This window comes from Streptomyces sp. NPDC048275 (assembly GCF_040652275.1).
GTDB lineage: Bacteria > Actinomycetota > Actinomycetes > Streptomycetales > Streptomycetaceae > Streptomyces.
This window is the reverse complement of record NZ_JBEZLR010000028.1, coordinates 19,528-39,283: the sequence shown is the minus strand read 5'-3', so window position 1 is coordinate 39,283 and position 19,756 is coordinate 19,528. Positions and strand designations below refer to the sequence as shown.

Genomic DNA, 19,756 nt, shown 5'->3' with positions numbered 1-19,756 from the left:
CGGACGAAGCCCTCGGAAGTCGGTGCGGGGCCGTGGGCGATGATCGAGCCGCTGTTGCCCAAGGTGAAGCGTCGGAGCCGGCCTTGCCCGTCGACTCGTCGACCTCTCCATGGACGCGCCGGCCAAGGACTCGACTGCGAGCTGAAGCCAAGCTGCCGGACCCGGACGGCGAACGCACGCGCAACCGCGGCCACGCCGACCCATTCATCGAGGGCGTCACCACGCGGCACAGGTCGGCCGGTGCGGGGCGAGCAGCGGGAGTCGTCTACCCAGCCACGGCGAGGGCGAGTGGGAGTACCTGGCCGGCTCCGGCCTGGCGCAGGAGGCGTGCACCTACGGCCAGGGTCCAGCCGGAGTCGGTGTAGTCGTCGACGAGCAGGACCGGGCCGGGGGTGCCGGCCAGGGCGGCGGCGAGTTCGTCGGGCACGGTGAACGAGGCGGCCAGGGCGCGCAGCCGCTGGGCGGAGTTGCTGCGGTGCGCCGCGTGCTCGCCGGCCTGTGGGGTGTAGTCCAGGCTGCCCAGCAGCGGGAGCCTGCCGACCCGGGCCAGGCCCCCGGCCAGTGAGGCGACCAGTTGCGGGCGGGTGCGAGAGGGCATGGAGACGATCCCCACCGGCCGCGCCATCGCGTCAGGGGCGCCGCCGGCCCAGCCGCCCGGCGAGCGCGCCCAGTCGGCAAGCACCGTCACGACGGCGGCCAGCACGTCGTCCGGAACCGGCCCGTCCGCGACCTGCGCCGAGAACAGCGGACGCAGGCGGTTGCCCCAGCCGATGTCCGACAGCCTTCCCAGCGCACGCCCGGTGGCCGCCTGCTGGCCTGCTGGGATACGGCCTTTGAGGTCGACCCCGACCGCGGGCATACCCGAGGGCCACATTCGGCGCGGCTCGACCTCGACCCCCGGGCGGTCCAGCTCACCCGCCGCGCCGGCGAGAGCGCCGGGCGAGACGGCGGGATCGAGCCAGGGCCCGGCGCAGGAGTCGCAGCGACCGCACGGGACCGCCTTCTCGTCGTCGAGCTGCCGCTGCAAGAACTCCATGCGGCACCCCGTGGTCGCCACGTAGTCCCGCATGGCCTGCTGCTCCGCCTCACGCTGCCGGGCCACCCACGCGTACCGCTGCGCGTCATACGCCCACGGCTGCCCCGTGGCGGTCCAGCCCCCCTTCACACGCTTGACCGCCCCGTCCACGTCCAGGACCTTCAGCATCGTCTCCAACCGCGAACGTCGAAGATCCACCAACGGCTCGAGCGCCGGCAGCGACAGCGGACGACCCGCCTGTTCCAGAACCGCCAGCGTGCGCCGTACCTGCTCCTCGGGTGGGAAGCCCACCGAAGCGAAGTACGCCCAGATCGCCTCGTCCTCCCGCCCTGGCAGCAGCAGCACATCCGCATGGTCCACACCACGCCCCGCACGCCCCACCTGCTGGTAATAGGCGATCGGGGACGAGGGCGACCCCAGGTGCACCACGAAGCCCAGGTCCGGCTTGTCGAAGCCCATCCCCAGCGCCGAGGTCGCCACCAGCGCCTTCACCCGGTTCGCCAGCAGATCCTCCTCCGCCTGCAACCGATCGGCGTTCTCCGTCTTTCCTGTGTACGACGTCACGGTGTGCCCGCACTGACGCAGGAACGCGGTGACCTCCTCCGCCGCCGCCACCGTCAGCGTGTAGATGATCCCCGAACCCGGCAGATCCCCCAGCCGCTCCCCCAGCCACGCCAGCCGATGCGCCGCATCCGGCAGCTCCAGCACCCCCAACCGCAGGCTCTCCCGGTCCAGCGGCCCCCGCAGAACCAGAGCACCCCCGCCCCCCGTCCCCAACTGCTCGGCCACATCCGCGGTCACCCGCGCGTTCGCCGTCGCCGTCGTGGCCAGGACCGGCACACCCGCCGGCAACTCCGCCAGCATCGTGCGCAACCGGCGGTAGTCGGGGCGGAAGTCGTGCCCCCAGTCGGAAATACAGTGCGCCTCGTCGACCACCAGAAGACCGGTCGTGGCCGCGAGCTTGGGCAACACCTGCTCGCGAAAATCTACAGAATTGAGGCGTTCCGGACTCACGAGGAGAACATCGGTCTCGCCGCGCTCGACCTCCTCGTAGATGGTGTCCCATTCCTCCGGGTTGGCCGAGTTGATGGTGCGCGCCCGGATCCCCGCCCGCGCCGCCGACTCGACCTGGTTGCGCATCAGCGCCAGCAGCGGCGAGATGATCACCGTGGGGCCGGAGCCACGCCGGCGCAGCAGAGCCGTGGCGACGAAGTACACCGCCGACTTGCCCCAGCCGGTGCGCTGCACCACCAGGGCACGCCGGCGCTCCTCCACCAGAGCCGCCACCGCCTGCCACTGGTCCTCCCGCAGCCGCGCCGCACCCCCCGGGGCACCGACGAGCTCAGCGAGGATGGCATCGGCTTCAGCGCGGAGCTCCAGGTTGTCCATGCCCCCATGCAACCCGATGGCAAGGACAATCGGCCAATTCACCCCGCGTGACGACAAGCTCGCGAACGGTCCACCGGCCACGCGCCGATCGAGGATGGCCAGGGCACATTGCTCGGCCACGAGCATCCTGGATCAGCACGTGATCAACATGTTTACGCAGGTCAGGGTGCCATTCCCGCTGGAATTCGAACGCCTTCCCAGTTCTGCAGCCCATAACGGCTCAACAACGTCGACAACCGACTGCCGGATGGAGTTCCCGCGGCGGCAGCTGGACGACGAGCAGGTGGTGCCGTGCGGGCGAGCCCGGTTCGAGACGTCCGTGTCCCCTGCGGCGCTCGACGGCGAACTCGGCCACGCGGGCGTCGACGCCGAGCCCCGCTCGTGGACGACACGACGGAGATCGGCCGGACCCTCGCGGTGGCCGCGCGCATGCTCCGACGCTCCGGGGAGCAGGGCATGTTGCCGCTGGTCCTGGCAGCACAGGCATGGCTCACGTGTCGTCATCAAGAACACGGGGCAGGGATATAAACGACGTACGGCAGGAAAACGGTCGGTGGCCCCAATTGCTCGTTGCCGCAACCAAGTTCGACAAGGAGAATTGAGGTCCGCTCCCCGCACGGCTCGCCCGTGGTCCGGTAGGGCCCTGCTGCGGTGTGCGCTCCCCCAAGTCCGACCTCGCCCGCTGTGTGGGCGCGTAGCCGAAGGGAGGACCGTGACCTTCGGATTCGCTCCGTCCTCGGCGGCATCCATGTCGACGTCTGCCGACTTGTCCGCCGCTTCCGCCAACCCACTGGCCCGGATGCTCGAACCCGCCGAATGGGCCGCCGCGGGGATTCCGCTGCTGCGCAATCCCCGTGAGGTCGTCAGCGGACTGCACGCCCGGCACCGGCCCAGACCTGCGACCGCGATCGTGGCCGTCCTCGACGCGGACGAGCGGCTGAGGGCGAGCGCCTCGTTCACCCGGCGTTCGGCACCGGCCGACGGCTGGGTGTTCCGCAACGCCCTGCTCGCGCAGTTGCGCCGGGTCATCCCGCACGACCTGCGGCGCCGCACCCCGGTGCGCACCGCTGTGCTGCTCTACTGCCGTGAGGGTGAGGCGCGCTGGACGGAGGAGGACGGAGCGTGGATGTGGGGGTTGCGGGACGCCTGCACACTCCACGGGCTGCGCTGCGGGGCGTACATCACGCTGACGCAGGACGGCTGGCAGGTTCTCGGTGAAGGCCGTGGCGGACGCCGTCCGCACACGGACTCGCCGCCGGAGTCCTTCGCCACGACCGCGGCACCGCCGCCGCTGCCGCGCACCGGAGGCGCCGCGTCGGACGTACTGCGCCGAGCGGCGGCGCGCTGAGCCGGACCCCCTCCAGGCTCCGCCCCGGCCGAGAGGACGCGGCCCCCGTGGCCCGAGCATGTCAGCCCGCGCCATGGCGGCCGCCTCAGCTCGCAAAGCCGAGCTGGGGCTGCCTGGGACGACCGGTGGGGCAACCGTGACCGGTCCGGTCACGGCCGTCCGACCGACCGACAACCAGGCAGCGTCGTTACAGTCCGGCTCACCCCGGGGACGCACGACAAAGGATGTACGCCCAGAAAGCACCCGCCTCACGGAGAAGCACCCCGTCCGCAGAGAAGCACCCGGTCCATGGAGAGGCGCCCCGCACACGGAGAGCCCATCCCCAACCGAACGCCCCCTCACGAACCACCACCACGGCCGTGCCGAGCGCGCACTGCGCGCACGCCGAAAAGACCGCCGTGCAAGTGCCGCCGCAGCGCCACCTCCGTCGCCTTCGGGCACCGCGAGCGCCCCGGACACCGTCCGGGATTCGCTCAGACCCCGGCGCCCAGCACCGAGTTGATCTGCTGCGGGTCACCGCAGACGATCAGCAGGGCGCCGGCCCGACCGAGAGCCAGCGGCAGGGCGGTGGCGGCAACAGCGTCAGGGCCGCCGTTGACGGCGACCACGACCACAGGACGGGACACCGCCCGGCCCGCGGCGGAGGCGTCGGCGTAGAAGACGTCGTCGCCCGCGTCGTGCTGCGCCCAGTAGGCGGCTTCGCCGAAGGAGAGTTCGTGCGCGGCCCACGGATGCGGTTCGCCGGTGGTGATCACCAGCACCTCACCGGGGGCGCGGCCCGACTCCAACAGCAGGTCGACGGCTTCTTCGGCAGCGTCCAGCGCCCCCTCGGCCGAGGCCGGGATCAGCTGGATCTGCGGGGTGGCGGCAGCGGGAGCGGCCGCTGGGACGGATGGCCCCGGCGTGGCCACGACCGGCTCACGCGGGGTGCGTTGGGCCGGCATCGGCCGGACAGGTCCCGGACGTCCGGGACGCGGCGGAGCCACGGGACGGGGACCGGGTACAGGGCGGGGGGTCGGCGCGGTTCGGCCACTGGCCGGAGTGGCGCGGGGACCCTGGGCACTCTCGTGAATCTGAGGCTCCTCGGGAATGAGAGGCATGAGCTGATTTTTATCAAACGCCGGTGCGACTAGCGTCGGCGGGTGGCACATGAGTGCGAACGGGACCGTCAGAAATCGAAGCCGAGCTGACCTTCGATCTCCGGACCGCTTCCGTTCCCCCAGCTGCGGACCTTCTTGAGGTGCCGCCACTGGGGCAGCGCATCAAGATACGCCCAGGACAGCCGGTGGTACGGAGTGGGGCCCCGCTCCTCCAGCGCGGCCTTGTGCACCGGGGACGGATACCCGGCGTTGGCCGCAAAACCGAAGTCTGCATGGTCGGTACCCAGTTCGGCCATCATTTTGTCGCGCTGAACCTTGGCAATCACCGAGGCCGCCGCGACGGCCACGCAGGACTGGTCGCCCTTGATCACCGTACGGACCTTCCACGGTGACCCGAGGTAGTCGTGCTTCCCATCGAGGATGACCGCGTCGGGGCGGACCGGCAAGGCCTCCAGGGCGCGCACCGCGGCGAGCCGCAGCGCGGCAGTCATCCCCAGGTCGTCGATCTCCTGCGGAGAGGCATGCCCCAGGGCGTACGACGTCACCCACTTCTCCAGTTCCACGGCCAGTGCGGTACGCCGCTTGACGGTGAGGAGCTTGGAGTCGGTGAGGCCTTCGGGTGGCCGACGCAGCCCCGTGACCGCGGCGCAGACGGTGACCGGGCCGGCCCAGGCACCGCGGCCCACCTCGTCGACACCGGCAATGATCTTCGCTCCGGTCGTGGCGCGGAGGGAGCGCTCGACGGTGTGGGTAGGTGGTTCGTACGGCATGGCGCCCTCAGCCTACGCCGCCCGGAGACCCTCGCGACACCCAGGTTTCCCCGAGCAACCACAGCCCCCCGGCAGCAAGGATCAGGCGCCCCCGTGTCGCAGCAGCGGGACCATCAGCTGGTCGATCAACTCCTCCAGATCCCGCTCACCCCATTCGCTAGCGCACACCTTGGAGCGGTACATCATCATCGCCGGAATGGCGTCGAAGACATAGGAGTTCGCAGCGTCGGAGCGCACCTCTCCCCGCTCAATACCGCGGTGAATAATCTCTCGCAGGAGATGCTTGGTCGGCTCGATGACCCCGCTGAGGATCACACCGTGAAAGCGTTCCGCCTGCGCTGCGTCGCATTCGTAAAGCACTGAGCGCAGTGCGAATCCGGGCTGCGAGAACATCGCCTCACGCACCTGCCGGCACAGCTCCAGGAGGTCCTCCCGGACGCTCCCCAGGTCGGGCGCCTCCGCCAGGCTCGGCAGGCCGGCCTTCAGCGCGTCCGCGACGAGGTCCTCCTTGGACGGCCAGCGTCGGTAGACCGCGGCTTTGCCCGTCTGGGCGCGCGCGGCGACACCCTCCATCGTGAGGCCGTTCCAGCCGACCGTACTGAGCTGCTCCAGCGCGGCGTCGAGGATCGCGCGTTCGAGCACGGCACCGCGTCGACGCAGGGAGGCCGTCTGAGCGGGAGCGGCCGTCCAACGCGAAGTAACCATCTGAGTATCTCCGTTGTGCATGGGGGAGCGGGGAGTTCGGGGCAGGGCGAGCGTTCGAATGACGCCACGCGGCAGCGACTTCAGTGAACGCTTGCGTTCACTGTCGGGGACTCACTACCGTTGACGCGACAGTGAACGCGAGCGTTCACTAACGCACTTGTGGGGGAACCATGGTGACAACCTCTCAGTTAGTCAAAGACTCAAAGCCAGGAGCGGCCCGCCGGGAGGGGCATCCCGGCATCGCACTCGCCGTCATCGCGGCCTGCCAACTCATGGTGGTACTCGACGCGACGATTGTGAACATCGCCCTCCCGCACATTCAAGACGCACTCAAGTTCAGTACGACCGACCTGACCTGGGTGGTCAGCGCGTACACCCTCACCTTCGGTGGCCTGCTGCTTCTCGGTGGCAGGGCGGGTGACATCCTCGGCCGGCGCCGGGTCTTCATGACCGGCATCCTGCTGTTCACGCTCGCCTCGCTGCTGGGCGGACTCGCCCAGGAGCCTTGGCAGTTGCTGGCCGCACGCGCCCTCCAGGGTGTGGGTGGCGCAATAGCGTCCCCCACCGCGCTGGCCCTCATCACCACCACCTTCCCCGAAGGCCCGGAACGGAACCGGGCCTTCGCCGTTTTCGCCGCGGTCTCCGCAGGCGGTGGCGCCATCGGTCTCCTCGCGGGCGGCATGCTCACCGAGTGGCTCGACTGGCGCTGGGTGCTCTTCGTCAACGTGCCCATCGGTGTACTGATCGCCGTGCTCGCGCCGATGTACATCAACGAGTCCGAGCGCCATCCCGGACGCTTCGACATCGCGGGCGCGCTCACCTCGACGGCCGGTATGGCCTCCCTGGTGTACGGGTTCATCCGCGCCTCGGAGGAAGGCTGGCGCGACAGCCTCACCATCGGGTCGTTCGCCGCGGCCGTGGTCCTGCTGTTGGGCTTCGCCCTCATCGAAAGCCGGGCGAAAGAACCGATCACGCCGCTGAAGATGTTCGCCGACCGCAACCGCTCGGGCTCATACGTGATCATGCTGAGCCTGGCCGCCGCGATGTTCGGCATGTTCTTCTTCATCGTCCTCTTCGTACAGAACGTGCTCGGCTACACACCCATCGAGGCCGGTCTCGCCTTCCTCCCCATCACGGCCGCGATCGGCATCGGCGCCGGTCTCTCACAGCGATTCCTGCCGGTCCTGGGCCCCAAGCCGTTCATGGTCGTCGGGTCCGCCCTCGTCGCGCTCGGCCTTGGCTGGCTGACCTTCATCAACCCCGACAGCTCGTACGTCAGCGGGGTGCTCGGCCCGATGCTGCTCTTCGGTTTCGGCATGGGCCTGAACTTCGTGACGCTGACCCTCACCGCGGTCTCCGGTGTCGCCCAGCACGAAGCGGGCGCGGCGTCCGGGCTCCTCAACGTCACGCAGCAGGTGGGCGGTTCGCTCGGACTCTCCATCCTGACCACGGTCTTCGGCTCCGCCAGCCGTGACGAGGCGAAGGACCAGATGCCGAGGTTCCTGACGGACTCCTCGCCGGAGCAGCAGGCGGAGTTCGCCAAGACCGGCCAACTGCCCGCTCCTTGGGGCCACGAAGCGCTCGCCCACGGCATCTCGACCGCCTTCATCCCGGCCGCCGTGATGGCCGCTGTGGCCCTGGTCACCGCCGTGGTGGTGATACGGGTCCGCAAAAGCGACCTGGACGCCCTCGCCGGCACAGCAGGACCTGCCGCGGGCTGACAAGGGGGCTGCGGAGGCCGGATCGGGTCCGGGGACAGACGGCGAGGACCACGATCCGGCCATCCGCAGTACGACACAGTGCCGAGCCTTGTGCGGCGTGAACCCCTGCGCTCAGCGGTACGCGGTGCTCTCCCCCAGGTCGGCGCACACACTCCAGTCCGCGCCCTTGGACGGCGGCCGGTCGCGGAGGATGTCCCGGGCGCGGGCCTCTCCCCAGCTGGTGGCGTACCAAGGTGACGCATCCTCACCCAGTTGGTCCGCGAGCGACTGCAGCGCGCAGGAGCGCAGCGGCTCCGCCAGCTTGTCGAGGGCCGGTACGGCGTCGGCGGACAGGTCGCGCGCATAGTCGAGGTCGAACCTGCCGGTATCCGCGTACCGCTGCACATTGCGCTCGGCGATCACAGCGTCCGGCGACATCAGCCCGAAGGCGAGCACTCCCGCCGCGGCGGTGGCGGCGACGGCGCGCGGCAGCCAGCGGGCGCCCCACACTCCGGCCGCCATGATGAGCACGATGACCAGACCGAGCCAGAGCTCCACGGCCACCACCGAGATCCTCAGTCGCGTCAGCCCATACTCCCCCACATACATGTCCATACGCCGCACCGCTGATGCCACGACAACGAGCGCCAGCGCGCACAGAGTTCCCAGCACTCCGCGTACCAGCGTCCGGTCGCGCGCGCCGTCACGGGGCGCCCAGCGCAGTGCGAAGACGATGACGAGCACGGTCAGAAGCGTCACCAGCAACAGCTGCCAGAAGCCCTGGCGCGCGTATTGGGCGTATGTCTGGTCGGTCTTCTCCAGGACGGTGTCGTATCCGCCGACGAGAACGGCGAGTTGGACGGCGTTGAAGGCCGCGAAGAGCACGGTCAGCACGATCAGGGGCAGCGCCCACTCGAAGCGGCCACGGGGACGGCCTGCGGGCACCTGGACGCGGTCCCACCGCAGGGGCGCCGCGGCCGTGTGCGCGACCGCGAGCGATCCGGCCAGGCCGAGCACCAGGAGCAGGACGTGCTTGGGTACACCCGAGACGGAGACATCCGGCACCAGATCGCTGAGCAGATCCGCGAAGGCCGCGTCGGCACTCGCGAACAACGCTCCGAAGACCAGCAGCAGGATCGCGGTCACGACGAGCGCGCGCAGGCCCACGCCCAGCTTGCCCCGACCGCCGCCGGACCGTTCACGCAGCCCTCGCCAGCCCCAGGTAGGGCCGGTGACCAGGGCATTGAGCACGCCGATGGGACCGAGCAGAACGGCGGGCCAGGTACGGCCGCCGTGCAGTGCCAGCGAGCCCAGCGCGACCGCGGTGACGCCGGCGAGGAACGACGGCCAGTCCGCGTCGCGCAGGGCGGGCACGATCAGCAGGGCGAGCCCGCCGATGGCCCAGGTCAGGGTCCACAGGCGGGGGCGGCGTCCGGCAGCCTCGGCTGCGAAGTACGCGGCGAGCGCGGCCGGGATCGCGACCAACAGCAGGTTGACCGCCAGGCCGTCCCCCAAGAGCAGCATGCTGAGTACGCCGGTGGCGAGCACGGCCCACAACGTGGCGGTACGCACCGGCGCCGCCGGCTCCGCCTGGAATTCGGCCAGCCACGGAACGGGCGTGAATGACGCCTGGGTCCAGTCGGCATCTTCGGTGGACCCGGTCCGCTCGCGCGTGGACGCGAACGTGCGGACGGAGTCTTCTGGATCCCTCGACTTCGCCGGTTCCGGATCTCTCGGCTCAGGCGTGGACGGTATGTCGGACACGGGCCCCCTCCCTGCCGGCCCATGCGCAATCCACTGGACGCCGCTGAGGCGGAAGGCTGGTGACCGGTGTCTCGTCGGCGCACGCCCGGCATGATCAACAGGCGGCGTGGCGGAAAGAGTATCCACAGACGAACCGCCTCAGACCCTGGCGGCCACGCTGTAGCAAGCCTGTGACAGAGGGAGCCTCATGGGTCTCGGTGGCCTTGTGCGGACGGTAGCGGCGTCCGTGGCGCGGAGGGCCCATGGGACGACGGCGCACCCGCGGCACCCGCTCCGAACGCGGGGCTGCGCCGAGATTCGGAAGCCGCTCCCCGGGCCTGACGAGGCGCGCGCCCGGCCCCCCGTCGGCCCCCGTCCGCCTACGCCCCCATCGCCACCCAGTCCGGCAGCGCCTCCGTCCGCCGCACCCACGCGCCCGGCGGAGCCCCGGCCTTCCCGGAGGCGACCACGCCGCCCACGATGGCGCAGGTCGTGTCCATGTCGCCGCCCACCTGGGCAGTCGTCCAGAAGGCCTCTTCGTAATCGCTCAGGGTCCGGGCCGCCGACCAGAGAGCGAACGGCACGGTGTCGTGCGCCGTCGTACGCCGTCCGCAGCCCAGTACGGCGGCGACCGTCGCGGTGTCCCCGTAGTCGAGCATGTCCCGGGCACGCCGCAGCCCCGCACCCACGGCGCTGCGCGGGACGAGCGCGATGACGCCGTCGAGCAGTGCCTCGGCGCTCGGCGGGCCCGCGGGGTCGGCCGCCAGGGCGGCTGCCGCGGCGACGGCCATGGCTCCGACAACGGCCTCTCGGTGCTGATGCGTGGGGTACGCCGAGATCTCCGCCTGGTGGGTCGCCTGCTCGGGGTCGTCCGCGTACCAGGCTCCCAGGGGGGCGATGCGCATCGCTGCGCCGTTGCCCCACGACCCCTGTCCCTTGAAGAGGGCGGACGCCAGCTCGCGCCAGTCTCCCCCCTCCCGGATCTGCCGCAGCAGGCGGTTGACCGCAGGTCCGTAGCCTCGGTCGAAGTCGTGGTGCTCGGCGAAGGAGCGGGCCAGTTCGTCCTGGTTGATGCGCTGGTGCCGGGCCAAAACGGCCACTACGGAGGAGGCCATTTCGGTGTCGTCCGTCCACTGCCAGGGGCCGGACGGCAGTTCTCGGCACTTGAGCAGCGGATAGTTCGCGGGCACGAAGAACTGAGAGCCCAGCGCGTCTCCCACCGCGAGTCCGCGCAAGCTGGCCAGGGCTCGGTCCAGGCGCCCGTCGGGAGAGGAGTCAGCGGTCATCGCTCTGCCACTCTATCCCGCTGACTCCGTACGGCTCGGGGTCACGCCAGCTTTCGAACGGCCGGTCGAGCGTGTACTTGCCGTCGTCTCCGAGAACGAGCATCCGCACCTCGCCGTTCCCCGGGTTCGACAGTGACTCGAATTCCGCGACCGTCCAGTGGAACCAGCGCATACAGAACAGGCGCATGGCCAGGCCGTGCGTCACCAGGAGCACGTTCGGCGGGTGGTCGGGCGCCTCGAAGCTCCGGTACAGGCTCTCCAGGAAACCGCCGACCCGGTCGTACACATCGGCGCCCGACTCCCCCTGCGCGAAGCGGTAGAAGAAGTGCCCGTAGGCGTCCCGGTACGCCTTCTGGAGGCGTACGTCGTCGCGGTCCTGCCAGTTTCCCCAGTCCTGCTCACGCAGCCGCGGTTCCTCACGCACCCGTATGCGCTCGGGGTCGAGATGAAAGGCCCGGAACGTCTCGTGGGTACGGCGGTACGGGGACACGTAAACGCTTACGCGCTCCCGCCCGAACACTTCCCGCAGCCGTTTGCCCGTCTCCTCCGCCTGCTGCCACCCCTTCTCGGTGAGCGCCAGAGCGTGGTCGGGTTCACGTTCGTACACGGTGTCATCGGCGTTGCCCGCTGACTCGCCGTGCCGGACAAGGACGATGCGCCGTGGTCGTACCATGCCAAGACCCTAAAACGGCTGACGGCTAATCGAGCACTCATACGGGCTCCGTACGGCATAGATCACACATCTCCCGCCCATACGGCACCCACGACAAGCACTCCCGTCAGACCGTCCAGGTCGGCTCCAGCCCGACGATGTCGCCCGCGAGGGCCGCGACGTCGGCCTCCGTCTGGGCGCGCAGCGCGAGCCGCTCCACGCGCTCGGAGCGGTACTTTCCGTGCTCGGCGGCCGACTGCCACATGGACAGAATCAGGAACTCATGGCCCGGCGCCTCACCGAACAGCCCTCGCACCATGCCGGGCGAGCCCGCCATCGCGGGATTCCAGACCTTCTCCTGCATCAGCGCGAAGTGCTCGGCCCGTTCCTCGTGGATGCGGCAATGGGCCACCCGCAGCAGGTCCGCGTCCGTGAAGCGCGGTTCGAAACCGGTCTTCACATCAAATCGATGATCGAAGAGTTTGACCTGTGAGTCCTTGAAGGTGCCCGACTGGGCGGCGGCAAGCCGGTCGTGCGAGCGGGCCATGAAGGAGTCGTAGAAGGCACGACTCTCCCAGAAGGTGAAGACGTGCGCCACACCGGCCCGCCCCCGGCTCCAGCCCCCGCCCTGTCCCCGGAAACCCGGCTCGCCCAGAAGCCCCGCCCACTTTCGCTGCCCCCGCTCGAAACCGCGGCGGTCCACCACGGTGCAGCGAATCCACTTGACCAGCACCGCGCCATCGTAAGGCCACCGCGCGTGGCGTAGGTCACGCTCCGGCGTAGTGCACCCGAGCGTGCGCCCCCGCGCGCATGGCACGATGGACAACCGGCCTTGACCGCACAACAGTTGGGGCAGGAAGCACTTGGAGAAGGGGGAGATCCAGTGAACGGTCTCAACAAGGGCATCCGCAAGGTCGAGCTCGCGATGAAGTGGGACCCGAGTCCCGTCGGCGAGCCGGCGACCGACCTCGACATCATCGCGGCGACCTACTTGGGCAGCGACCCGTACGGAAAGCCCGCCTACGTAGTGCACTTCGACAGCCGCTCACCTGACGGCACCATGTATCTCAACCGGGACAGCAAGGACGGCAAGGGGTTCGGCTGGGACGAGGTCATGACGCTGGAGCTGAACCGCCTCGACAGCCGCTACACGCGCGTGGTGGTCGGCGTCCTGATCCAACAGGGCGCCGGCCACAGGACGTTCGTCGGCGTACCCAACCCCGCGTTGCGCATGCGCGAGGGCTACACCGTCCTGGCGGAGGAGGACTTCGGCGACGTCCTGGCGGCGACGGCCGCGACGGTAGGCGAGTTCGTGCGCGACGACTCCGGAGAGTGGACCTTCCACCCGGGCATCCACGGTTACGACACGGACCTGGCGGCCTTCCCTCAGGTGATGGGCAGTCGCCACGACGCGTGAACGGATCCCCCGGGGACCCCACTCCCACAATGGGCCCGCCGTAGGACCGTGAAAACGCCGAAGGGCGGCACGACCGGTGGTCGTGCCGCCCTTCAGGGCTTCAGGTACTGGCGCAGAGTCGATATTCCTGACGTGCGCTATTCCTCGCCATCCTTGCCGCCGTCGATGAACTCACCGACGAGAAGCACGCCGACGTCACCGTCTCCACGGCCCACAAGGCCAAGGGCCGCGAATGGCCTACCGTCGAGATCGCCGACGACTTCCCTCCGCCCAAGGACACCGACCAGCATGACGCCCAAGGCCGCCGGATTCCGGAACCGATCAACGACACGGACGCCCGCCTTGCCTACGACGCCGTGACTCGGGCTCGCTATCAGCGCGACCTCGGCGGCCTGTCCTGGATTGACACGTACCCCGCGGCGCCAAGCGGCACGAGCCCTGCGCCTCAGACAAGCCGCAGCCCCACATCAGGCGAAGCCTTGGTCACAGCCATGAGCAACCCTTCCCAGGTGGGCTGCTCGTCTCAATGAGGGTCTGATGACGATCGCAGAGTCGTGGTGCCGTCGTTCGTGACGGCATTGGTGTCGGGGCGGCGCCGGTTATAGAACCAGTTGGGCACGGATGGACCGTCCCGCCGCAGGAGGTAGGTGGCGTCCTGGAGGCGTCGGCATTCCTCGGCTGGGATGTCCCCGGCGTTGGCCTGGTGCTTGTTCCATACATCGTGGATGTCGTCTTCGACTTGTCCGCGTTTGGCGGCCTGCTGCCAGTGGCTACGGGCGAGTTCGATGGTGTCGAGGAGCGCTGCTGCGCTGGGCAGGAAGAGCGCCACGAGGAAAGTGAGCAGTGTCATTTCGCGCACGAGGGCGAACACGTTGATCGCGAGAGCCCACAGGCTGCCGGTGATTGCCAGGAATGAGCCGTAGGCGTGGTGGTCCCGGCGGCTCCACACTGCGCTTTGGCGCTGGCACAGCAAGACGTCGCCGGGCCACGGGGTGTCGCCCAGGTCGACGCTGTACCAGTCGAGATGGGGGCCGTGGTCGGAGATACGGAGGCCTTCTCGGCGAGCGTCCAGCAGTTCTTGCGCGGCAGGTCCGACAACAGTCCGAGCACGAACGCCCGTGCCCGGCCCCGTGGTTCCACCCGGCCAAACCATCCCGCGATCCGGCCCATCAGAACCTCGAACGCTTCCTGCCAGCGGGCAGGATCTACGCTGTGACCCGCGGCCACCGCCTGATCTTCTTCTTCACACACCGATGATCACCGGTGGCCGCACCCGTTCCCGGACCAGCCCCGACGAGCAAGATCGCGATCAACAGCTGGAGTACTAGTTGAATGGCGTACCGACTGGGCCGCACCCTTCCTTGCGCAGATCCGCTACGCCATCACCACCCACCCGAAATCCGGAGAGCTGCTGCGGGCAACGAAGAGGCCCGCGAATTGTGGAACGCCAGCCAAACCCAGGCCCACCTCAGCCGCAGCGCCCTTTCTGCGGCTGGTCGACGCTTTTCCCGAGCTTGAGGTGACTGCGGCTTCCGTCGAGGTTTCCACGTTTCGCATGCCTGAGATGCGACCGGGGTCTGCGCGTGGAGCAGTGGTGTTCCCCCTCACGCTGGCGCTCGGGGGCATGCACATGCTCCCGGCGCGCGTCGCGCCACGCGTCTCACGTGGAAAGGTGCGTCATTTCCCGGCTGGGGTGGGGGCTTGGGGGAGGCGTAGCTGGAAGCATGCTCCGAGGGTCCGGGGGGTGAGAGTGAGGGTGCCTTGGTGGCGGTGGGCCAGGTCGCGGGCGATGGCGAGGCCCAGGCCGGTGCCGCCGTGGTCGCGGGAGCGGGCGTCGTCGAGCCGGACGAAGCGTTCGAAGATGCGCTCGGCGTCCTTGGTGGGCACGCCTGGTCCGTCGTCATGCACCGTGAGGACGACCCAGGCGTCCTGGTTTCGGATGGTGATCTGGATGCGGTGCGCGGCGTGGCGGGCGGCGTTGTCGATGAGGTTGCGCAGCAGTCGTTCGTATTCGTCGGGGTTTCCGTGTGCGTGTGCGGGGGCGGTGCTGTCGCAGGTGAGGGTCAACGGTCGTTCGGTGAGGGGGTATTGCTCGGTCAGCCGGGAGGCGAGGGCTGTCAGGTCGACGGTTTCGGGGCTGGCTATGGGGGTGCGGGTGTCGAGGCGGGCGAGGAGCAGCAGGTCTTCGGCGAGGGCGTGGAGGCGGCGGGTCTGTCGTGCGGCGGTGGTGGCCGCGGCGGGCCAGTCGGTGCGTTCCGGGTAGGCGAGCGCGACTTCCAGGCTGGCGAGCAGTGTGGTGAGGGGGCTGCGTAGTTCGTGGGCGGCGTCCGCGACGAAGCGGCGTTGCTGGGCAGCGGCGTTGTCGAGGCGTTGGAGGGTGGTGTTGATGGTGGTGGCCAGGGCGGTGATCTCGTGTCCCGTGGCGGGGACGGTGACGCGTTCGCGGGGGTCGCTCGGGGTGACCGAGGCGGTGAGGACGCGGATGGCTTCGACCGGCCGCAGCGCGATTCGGACGGCGAAGTAGGCGACGGCGGCGATCAGTACGAGGCTGACGAGCCCTGCCCGCAGCAGCAGGCGGTCGGTGGTCTTGGTGATTGCCTCGGCTGTGTTCGGGAGCACCACCACATAGACCCGCAGCGTGGCGTCGGTGGCGACGCCCAGAGCGGCGACTTTGTCGCTGCTCAGTTCATCGGCGCTGATATCGGCGAACATGACCATGTAGGTCCCGCCGGCCATATCGAATCTGTCCCTGGGGTTGTAGTCGCGGCGCACCGGTATGCGGATGGGACGGATCGTCAAGAGCCCGGAATGCCTGGCCTCCGATGGGGCGGGCAGCACATGGCGGGTGCCGGGATCGAAGTCGTCCATGCCTCCGCCGAAGGCGACAGCGGTGCGTCGGCCGGTCGCGACGACCTCGTACGGCACGGCGCTTCTGCGAACGGGAACCACACCCTCGTTCAGCTGATCGACGAGAGCCCAGAGCTGTTCCTGGGCTTGTTTTTCGGCGATCTGCGTGCCCTGGCGGTAGACGTCGCGGTGTACCCACCAGCCGATGCTGACCAGGATGACAGCGGCGGTCGAGGCGGCGGCCAGGGCCGCGCGGGCTCGTACCGAACGCGGCCACCAGCGGCGTCGCGGCTCAGTCGCGTTCACGGTCGTCCACCAGCCGGTAGCCGGAACCCCGTACGGTCTGCAGGGACTGCCGGTGGAACGCGGCGTCCACCTTCTTGCGCAGTGCGCTGACGCGCGCCTCCACCAGGTTGGGATCCTGGGCCTCGTCGGGCCACGCGTGATAGAGCAGATCCGCTTTGGAGACCGCCTGGCCCGCCCGGCGGGCCAGCAGCTCCAGCACGGCGAACTCCCGGGGTGTGAGTTCCACGCGGGCCCCGGCCCGGCGGCAGACCCGGCCGGCGACATCCAACGAGAGGTCGCCCACGGCAAGGACGGGCGGTGCGACCGTGGCGGCCCGTCTGACCAGGGCCCGCAGCCGTGCGACGAGCACCATGTAGGAGAAGGGTTTGGCCAGGTAGTCGTCGGCCCCCGTGTCCAGAGCCTCTGCCTGATCCCAGTCCCCGTCCTTGGCGGTGAGTACCAGGATGGGGGTCGCGTTGCTTTCCCGGCGCAACTGGGCGCAGACCTTGTAGCCGTTGAGTCCGGGCAGCATCAAGTCCAGGACGACAAGGGCGTATTCGCCGGTCCGGGCCATCCACAGTCCCTGCCGGCCGTCATGGGCGAGGTCGACGCTGTAGCCCTCGGCGGTCAGACCGGTGTGCAGGGTGCGGGCAAGGTCCACCTCGTCTTCGACCACCAGGATGCGCATGCGGTGCAGCCTTGCACAGTGCCGACCCGCCTTCCTGATCGGCCGGTCAGGTTGGGTCAGCATCCGGTCAACGAGGTCCGGGCACGCTGGCGGAGTGTCTTCGCCACTGCTGAAAGGCCCTGCCGCCGATGTCCTGCGATGAGTTGGCCATTATCAACGATACGGAAAATTCTCCTCAGAGAGTTTCCTTGTTCTCACGCCGAAGATTCCTCACTCCCTTACTCTTGCCCGTTTCACTGTCCACCCTTCTCGGTGTATGGGGAATTCGCAGAGATGGAACCCTGTGGCATGACGAGGCTGTGACTCTCGAATTTGCTTCCCGCAGCCTGCCGGACCTGTGGCAGACGCTGGGTAACATAGACGCCGTGCATGGAGCATATTACCTTCTCATGCACGGGCTGTTTGGCCTATTCGGGACCGACCTCCTGGTGCTGCGTCTTCCCTCTGTTCTCGCCGGTGCGCTGGCAGCGGCAGGAGTCACGGCGCTCGGGGTCCGATTGGCAGGGACGCGAGCTGGAATACTGGCAGGCCTTTCCTTCGCCATACTCCCAGATGTTCAAAGATATTCACAGGAGGGGCGCTCGTACTCACTGGTCTGCGGACTTGTGGTCTGGGCCACATATTTTCTCGTGAGTGCGACACTTAGCTGCCGAGCCCCGGTAATTATTAGGCGTAGAAGTTCAATGGCGCCGTGGATCGTATATGGCGCTGTCATGCTGGTAGCGTGCATTCTGCATCAGTTTGCCGCCCTTGCCCTGGTAGTACATGCCTTCGTCCTGCCAGATTATGCGCGGCACCCTTGGGTATACACCGCACTTTTGGTTGCGACAGGAGTCGCACCCCTTGCGGCTCTGGGAATGGCGCAATCCGGGCAAGTCGCATGGATCGACAGTGTCACCGGTAGTGAATACCAGCGCTTCGCGATACTAGCTTCTTTCGCGATAGTGCTGTCTTACTTCGCTTCATCAGGGAACACTGGCAAAGTTTCTCCTGAAGCGCCTTTCAGTCTACGGGCGATCGCCCTGCCTCTGTTCATATTACCCACTGCACTTCTCATGCTAATTTCTCTTTACAAGCCTTTCTATGTAGAGAGGTACGTGCTCTACAGTCTCGTCGGCCTGGCGCTCCTTCTGGGGGCCGTGCTAGATCGCGTGCCTGAGCTGGGGCGCAACCTGCGAGTAACCGCAGTGATTGTTGTCGCGTTGGCAATCGCACTGCTCATACCCGAGTCCCTTAAGCTGCGGGCACCGGAAAGCCGATCAGATAATGTCACCGATCTGGCAATAATCCTGTCCAGGGAATACGCTCCTGGCGACGGACTTCTCTACTTGTCCACGAAGAGGCGCGCATGGTCACTAGCCTATCCTTCGGTAAATAGAGGGATGTTCGACCTTGCCCAGGCGCTCACCCCGGCAGCCTCGCACGACCTTTACGGCACCGAATTGCCCTCCCCTCAGATTCGCGCGCGCATGCGCAGCAGCGCGCGAATTCTCGTAGTAACGGAACCCGAAGGCATTCATGTCGAAAACAAGGAGACAGAGATAATGAAGGAGAGTGTTCTGGCAGAATATTTCACCAAGGACCGCACCATACAAATTGACGGGGCGCAAGTCATTATTTACGAGCCCCGTACAACGGCTACTGAGGCTGAACTCGTGGTGTCGTAGGAGCTGACGGTTCGTCGCCCCTCAGGCGTGCCCGGAGCGCGGCGAAAAGGTCGGCCAGACAGCCGTTGGCCGCCTCGTTGTATGAGACGTCGCAGGCGGCTGCGGAAGCGCTCTTCGCGACCTGCTCGATGTTTAGCCTCGATCTTTCGTGACGGTCCGCCGACGTAGTTGGCGGACCGCTTCGCTTTCTGTGGCGGAGGCCGAGCAGGCTGGGGGCCCGGGTGTCGTCTCGGGTGAACGCCGGGTTCCACTGCTCCGGGCTGGAGGTTCTCTCGCGGGGACGGGTGAATTCGCAGGTCAGCCGTGGTTCGGCAGGAGTGCGCGCCGTTCGATCGCGCCTGTGATCTCGCCGGTCCAGGGCCAGTGGCGGGCGAGGCGAACGATGCGGCGCCGGCCGGTCGTGACGAGGTGGCCGGCTGTGGAGAACAGGCGGAACCTCAGGCGACGCGGTTCCCGGAGCCGGGCCTTGCCGGACAGGGCGAGCATGGGCATCCAGGCCGGCAGATCCAGGGCGATCTGGACGATCTCGAGCCAGATCTGGTTCTGCGCGGTGTCGTATAGATAGGGGCAGGTTCCGCAGGCCCGTCGCCCGGGCGGCCCGGATCCGGTCCTCCGCTCGGGCCCGCAGCCGGTGACGGAGCTCGAGTTCGGCGATCGGCCGGCCGATGGTGTTGGTGGCGAAGCAGGTCAGACGCATGCCGTCCGCGCCCGTGAGCCTCAATTGGGCACCGGGATGGGGGCGTTCTTTGCGGACGATCGACCGAACGCCCTTCGGCCAGCCGTCGAGGAGACTGCCGGTGAGTTCAACGACCCAGGCTTGAGAGGGCGTCGGGCGGGATCACCTTCGTGGCCGTCGACACGGCGAACCTCGGCCGCTGCGATCGCAGGTGGGCGATGAAGGCCTGCGTTGAATACAACGTGAGTCGAGCAGCGAATCTGCCGGGTGCCGCCCACCTAGTGCTGGTGGACGGGGTGGTGCATCTTGATCCCGAGCCTGCCGTCTTCGCGGCGATGCTGGAGGGGTGGGCGCTGCAGCAGCGAGCCCGTCTCGACATGCAGAACACGATCGGACCGAGGGTTCGTCAACATCGTTGTATCGGTTAAGCACCCCTGCTTCAGGGTG

The 19,756-nt window shown here is 68.3% G+C and carries 16 protein-coding genes and 2 pseudogenes; 6 read left to right on the top strand and 12 right to left on the bottom strand.

All coding sequences use genetic code 11. The features are described from left to right. Positions 1–265: 265 nt before the first annotated feature. Positions 266–2,425 carry a DEAD/DEAH box helicase gene (locus tag AB0D57_RS18735; RefSeq protein ID WP_362073451.1) on the bottom strand — a complete coding sequence of 720 codons (2,160 nt, stop codon included), beginning with the start codon at positions 2,423–2,425 and terminating at the stop codon, positions 266–268. A gap of 712 nt (positions 2,426–3,137) precedes the next feature. On the opposite strand from AB0D57_RS18735, the gene AB0D57_RS18730 reads away from it, so the two are divergent. After that, positions 3,138–3,773, top strand: coding sequence for a hypothetical protein (locus AB0D57_RS18730; protein WP_362073621.1), 636 nt, complete (start codon positions 3,138–3,140; stop codon positions 3,771–3,773). A 473-nt stretch (positions 3,774–4,246) separates the two neighbouring features. On the opposite strand, the gene AB0D57_RS18725 is transcribed toward AB0D57_RS18730, so the two are convergent. From AB0D57_RS18725 to AB0D57_RS18715, 3 genes are all read right to left on the bottom strand, one after another. Beyond that, positions 4,247–4,873, bottom strand: coding sequence for a hypothetical protein (locus AB0D57_RS18725; RefSeq protein WP_362073448.1), 627 nt, complete (start codon positions 4,871–4,873; stop codon positions 4,247–4,249). Positions 4,874–4,941: 68 nt separating this feature from the next. Further along, positions 4,942–5,643, bottom strand: coding sequence for a ribonuclease HII (locus tag AB0D57_RS18720; RefSeq protein ID WP_362073445.1), 702 nt, complete (start codon positions 5,641–5,643; stop codon positions 4,942–4,944). 81 nt (positions 5,644–5,724) lie between these two features. Beyond that, positions 5,725–6,348 carry a TetR/AcrR family transcriptional regulator gene (locus AB0D57_RS18715; protein WP_362073442.1) on the bottom strand — a complete coding sequence of 208 codons (624 nt, stop codon included), beginning with the start codon at positions 6,346–6,348 and terminating at the stop codon, positions 5,725–5,727. Positions 6,349–6,521: 173 nt separating this feature from the next. On the opposite strand from AB0D57_RS18715, the gene AB0D57_RS18710 reads away from it, so the two are divergent. Beyond that, complete coding sequence (locus AB0D57_RS18710; RefSeq protein ID WP_362073618.1) at positions 6,522–8,069, top strand: MFS transporter; 1,548 nt, start codon at positions 6,522–6,524, stop codon at positions 8,067–8,069. 111 nt (positions 8,070–8,180) lie between these two features. On the opposite strand, the gene AB0D57_RS18705 is transcribed toward AB0D57_RS18710, so the two are convergent. The 4 genes from AB0D57_RS18705 to AB0D57_RS18690 all read right to left on the bottom strand — a co-directional run bounded on the left by AB0D57_RS18705 (position 8,181) and on the right by AB0D57_RS18690 (position 12,462). Then, on the bottom strand, positions 8,181–9,653 hold the full coding sequence (locus AB0D57_RS18705; RefSeq protein WP_362073615.1) for a DUF4173 domain-containing protein: 1,473 nt from the start codon (positions 9,651–9,653) through the stop codon (positions 8,181–8,183). A 518-nt stretch (positions 9,654–10,171) separates the two neighbouring features. Beyond that, a complete protein-coding gene (locus AB0D57_RS18700) occupies positions 10,172–11,077 on the bottom strand; it encodes an ADP-ribosylglycohydrolase family protein (protein ID WP_362073439.1) in 906 nt (301 codons plus the stop codon). Then, positions 11,067–11,750, bottom strand: a complete 684-nt coding sequence (locus AB0D57_RS18695; protein ID WP_362073436.1) for a histidine phosphatase family protein — start codon at positions 11,748–11,750, stop codon at positions 11,067–11,069. The genes AB0D57_RS18700 and AB0D57_RS18695 overlap by 11 nt, the downstream gene beginning before the upstream one ends. A 106-nt stretch (positions 11,751–11,856) precedes the next feature. Further along, complete coding sequence (locus AB0D57_RS18690; protein ID WP_362073433.1) at positions 11,857–12,462, bottom strand: YdbC family protein; 606 nt, start codon at positions 12,460–12,462, stop codon at positions 11,857–11,859. A gap of 150 nt (positions 12,463–12,612) precedes the next feature. Here AB0D57_RS18690 and AB0D57_RS18685 point away from each other — a divergent pair, with 150 nt between their 5' ends. Next, positions 12,613–13,146: a TerD family protein gene (locus tag AB0D57_RS18685; protein WP_362073430.1), complete on the top strand. Its 534-nt coding sequence runs from the start codon at positions 12,613–12,615 to the stop codon at positions 13,144–13,146. 146 nt (positions 13,147–13,292) lie between these two features. Further along, a pseudogene (locus AB0D57_RS18680) lies at positions 13,293–13,676 on the top strand (3'-5' exonuclease); the annotation flags it as partial. On the opposite strand, the gene AB0D57_RS18675 reads toward AB0D57_RS18680, so the two are convergent. The 3 genes from AB0D57_RS18675 to AB0D57_RS18665 form a co-directional block, all read right to left on the bottom strand. Then, positions 13,670–14,149: an S-4TM family putative pore-forming effector gene (locus AB0D57_RS18675; protein WP_362073612.1), complete on the bottom strand. Its 480-nt coding sequence runs from the start codon at positions 14,147–14,149 to the stop codon at positions 13,670–13,672. The pseudogene AB0D57_RS18680 and the gene AB0D57_RS18675 overlap by 7 nt on opposite strands. 674 nt (positions 14,150–14,823) lie before the next feature. Then, entirely contained in the window at positions 14,824–16,299 is a 1,476-nt protein-coding gene (locus tag AB0D57_RS18670; RefSeq protein WP_362073428.1) for a HAMP domain-containing sensor histidine kinase, read from the bottom strand. Further along, positions 16,286–16,966, bottom strand: coding sequence for a response regulator transcription factor (locus tag AB0D57_RS18665; RefSeq protein WP_362073426.1), 681 nt, complete (start codon positions 16,964–16,966; stop codon positions 16,286–16,288). The genes AB0D57_RS18670 and AB0D57_RS18665 overlap by 14 nt, the downstream gene beginning before the upstream one ends. A gap of 683 nt (positions 16,967–17,649) precedes the next feature. Here AB0D57_RS18665 and AB0D57_RS18660 point away from each other — a divergent pair. Beyond that, positions 17,650–18,633 (top strand): hypothetical protein, encoded by a 984-nt coding sequence (locus tag AB0D57_RS18660; protein ID WP_362073423.1) that lies wholly within the window; start codon positions 17,650–17,652, stop codon positions 18,631–18,633. Between the two features lie 297 nt (positions 18,634–18,930). On the opposite strand, the pseudogene AB0D57_RS18655 reads toward AB0D57_RS18660, so the two are convergent. Continuing rightward, a pseudogene (locus tag AB0D57_RS18655) lies at positions 18,931–19,450 on the bottom strand (transposase); the annotation flags it as partial. A 29-nt stretch (positions 19,451–19,479) separates the two neighbouring features. On the opposite strand from AB0D57_RS18655, the gene AB0D57_RS18650 reads away from it, so the two are divergent. After that, entirely contained in the window at positions 19,480–19,737 is a 258-nt protein-coding gene (locus tag AB0D57_RS18650) for a hypothetical protein (RefSeq protein ID WP_362073420.1), read from the top strand. Positions 19,738–19,756: the final 19 nt, after the last annotated feature.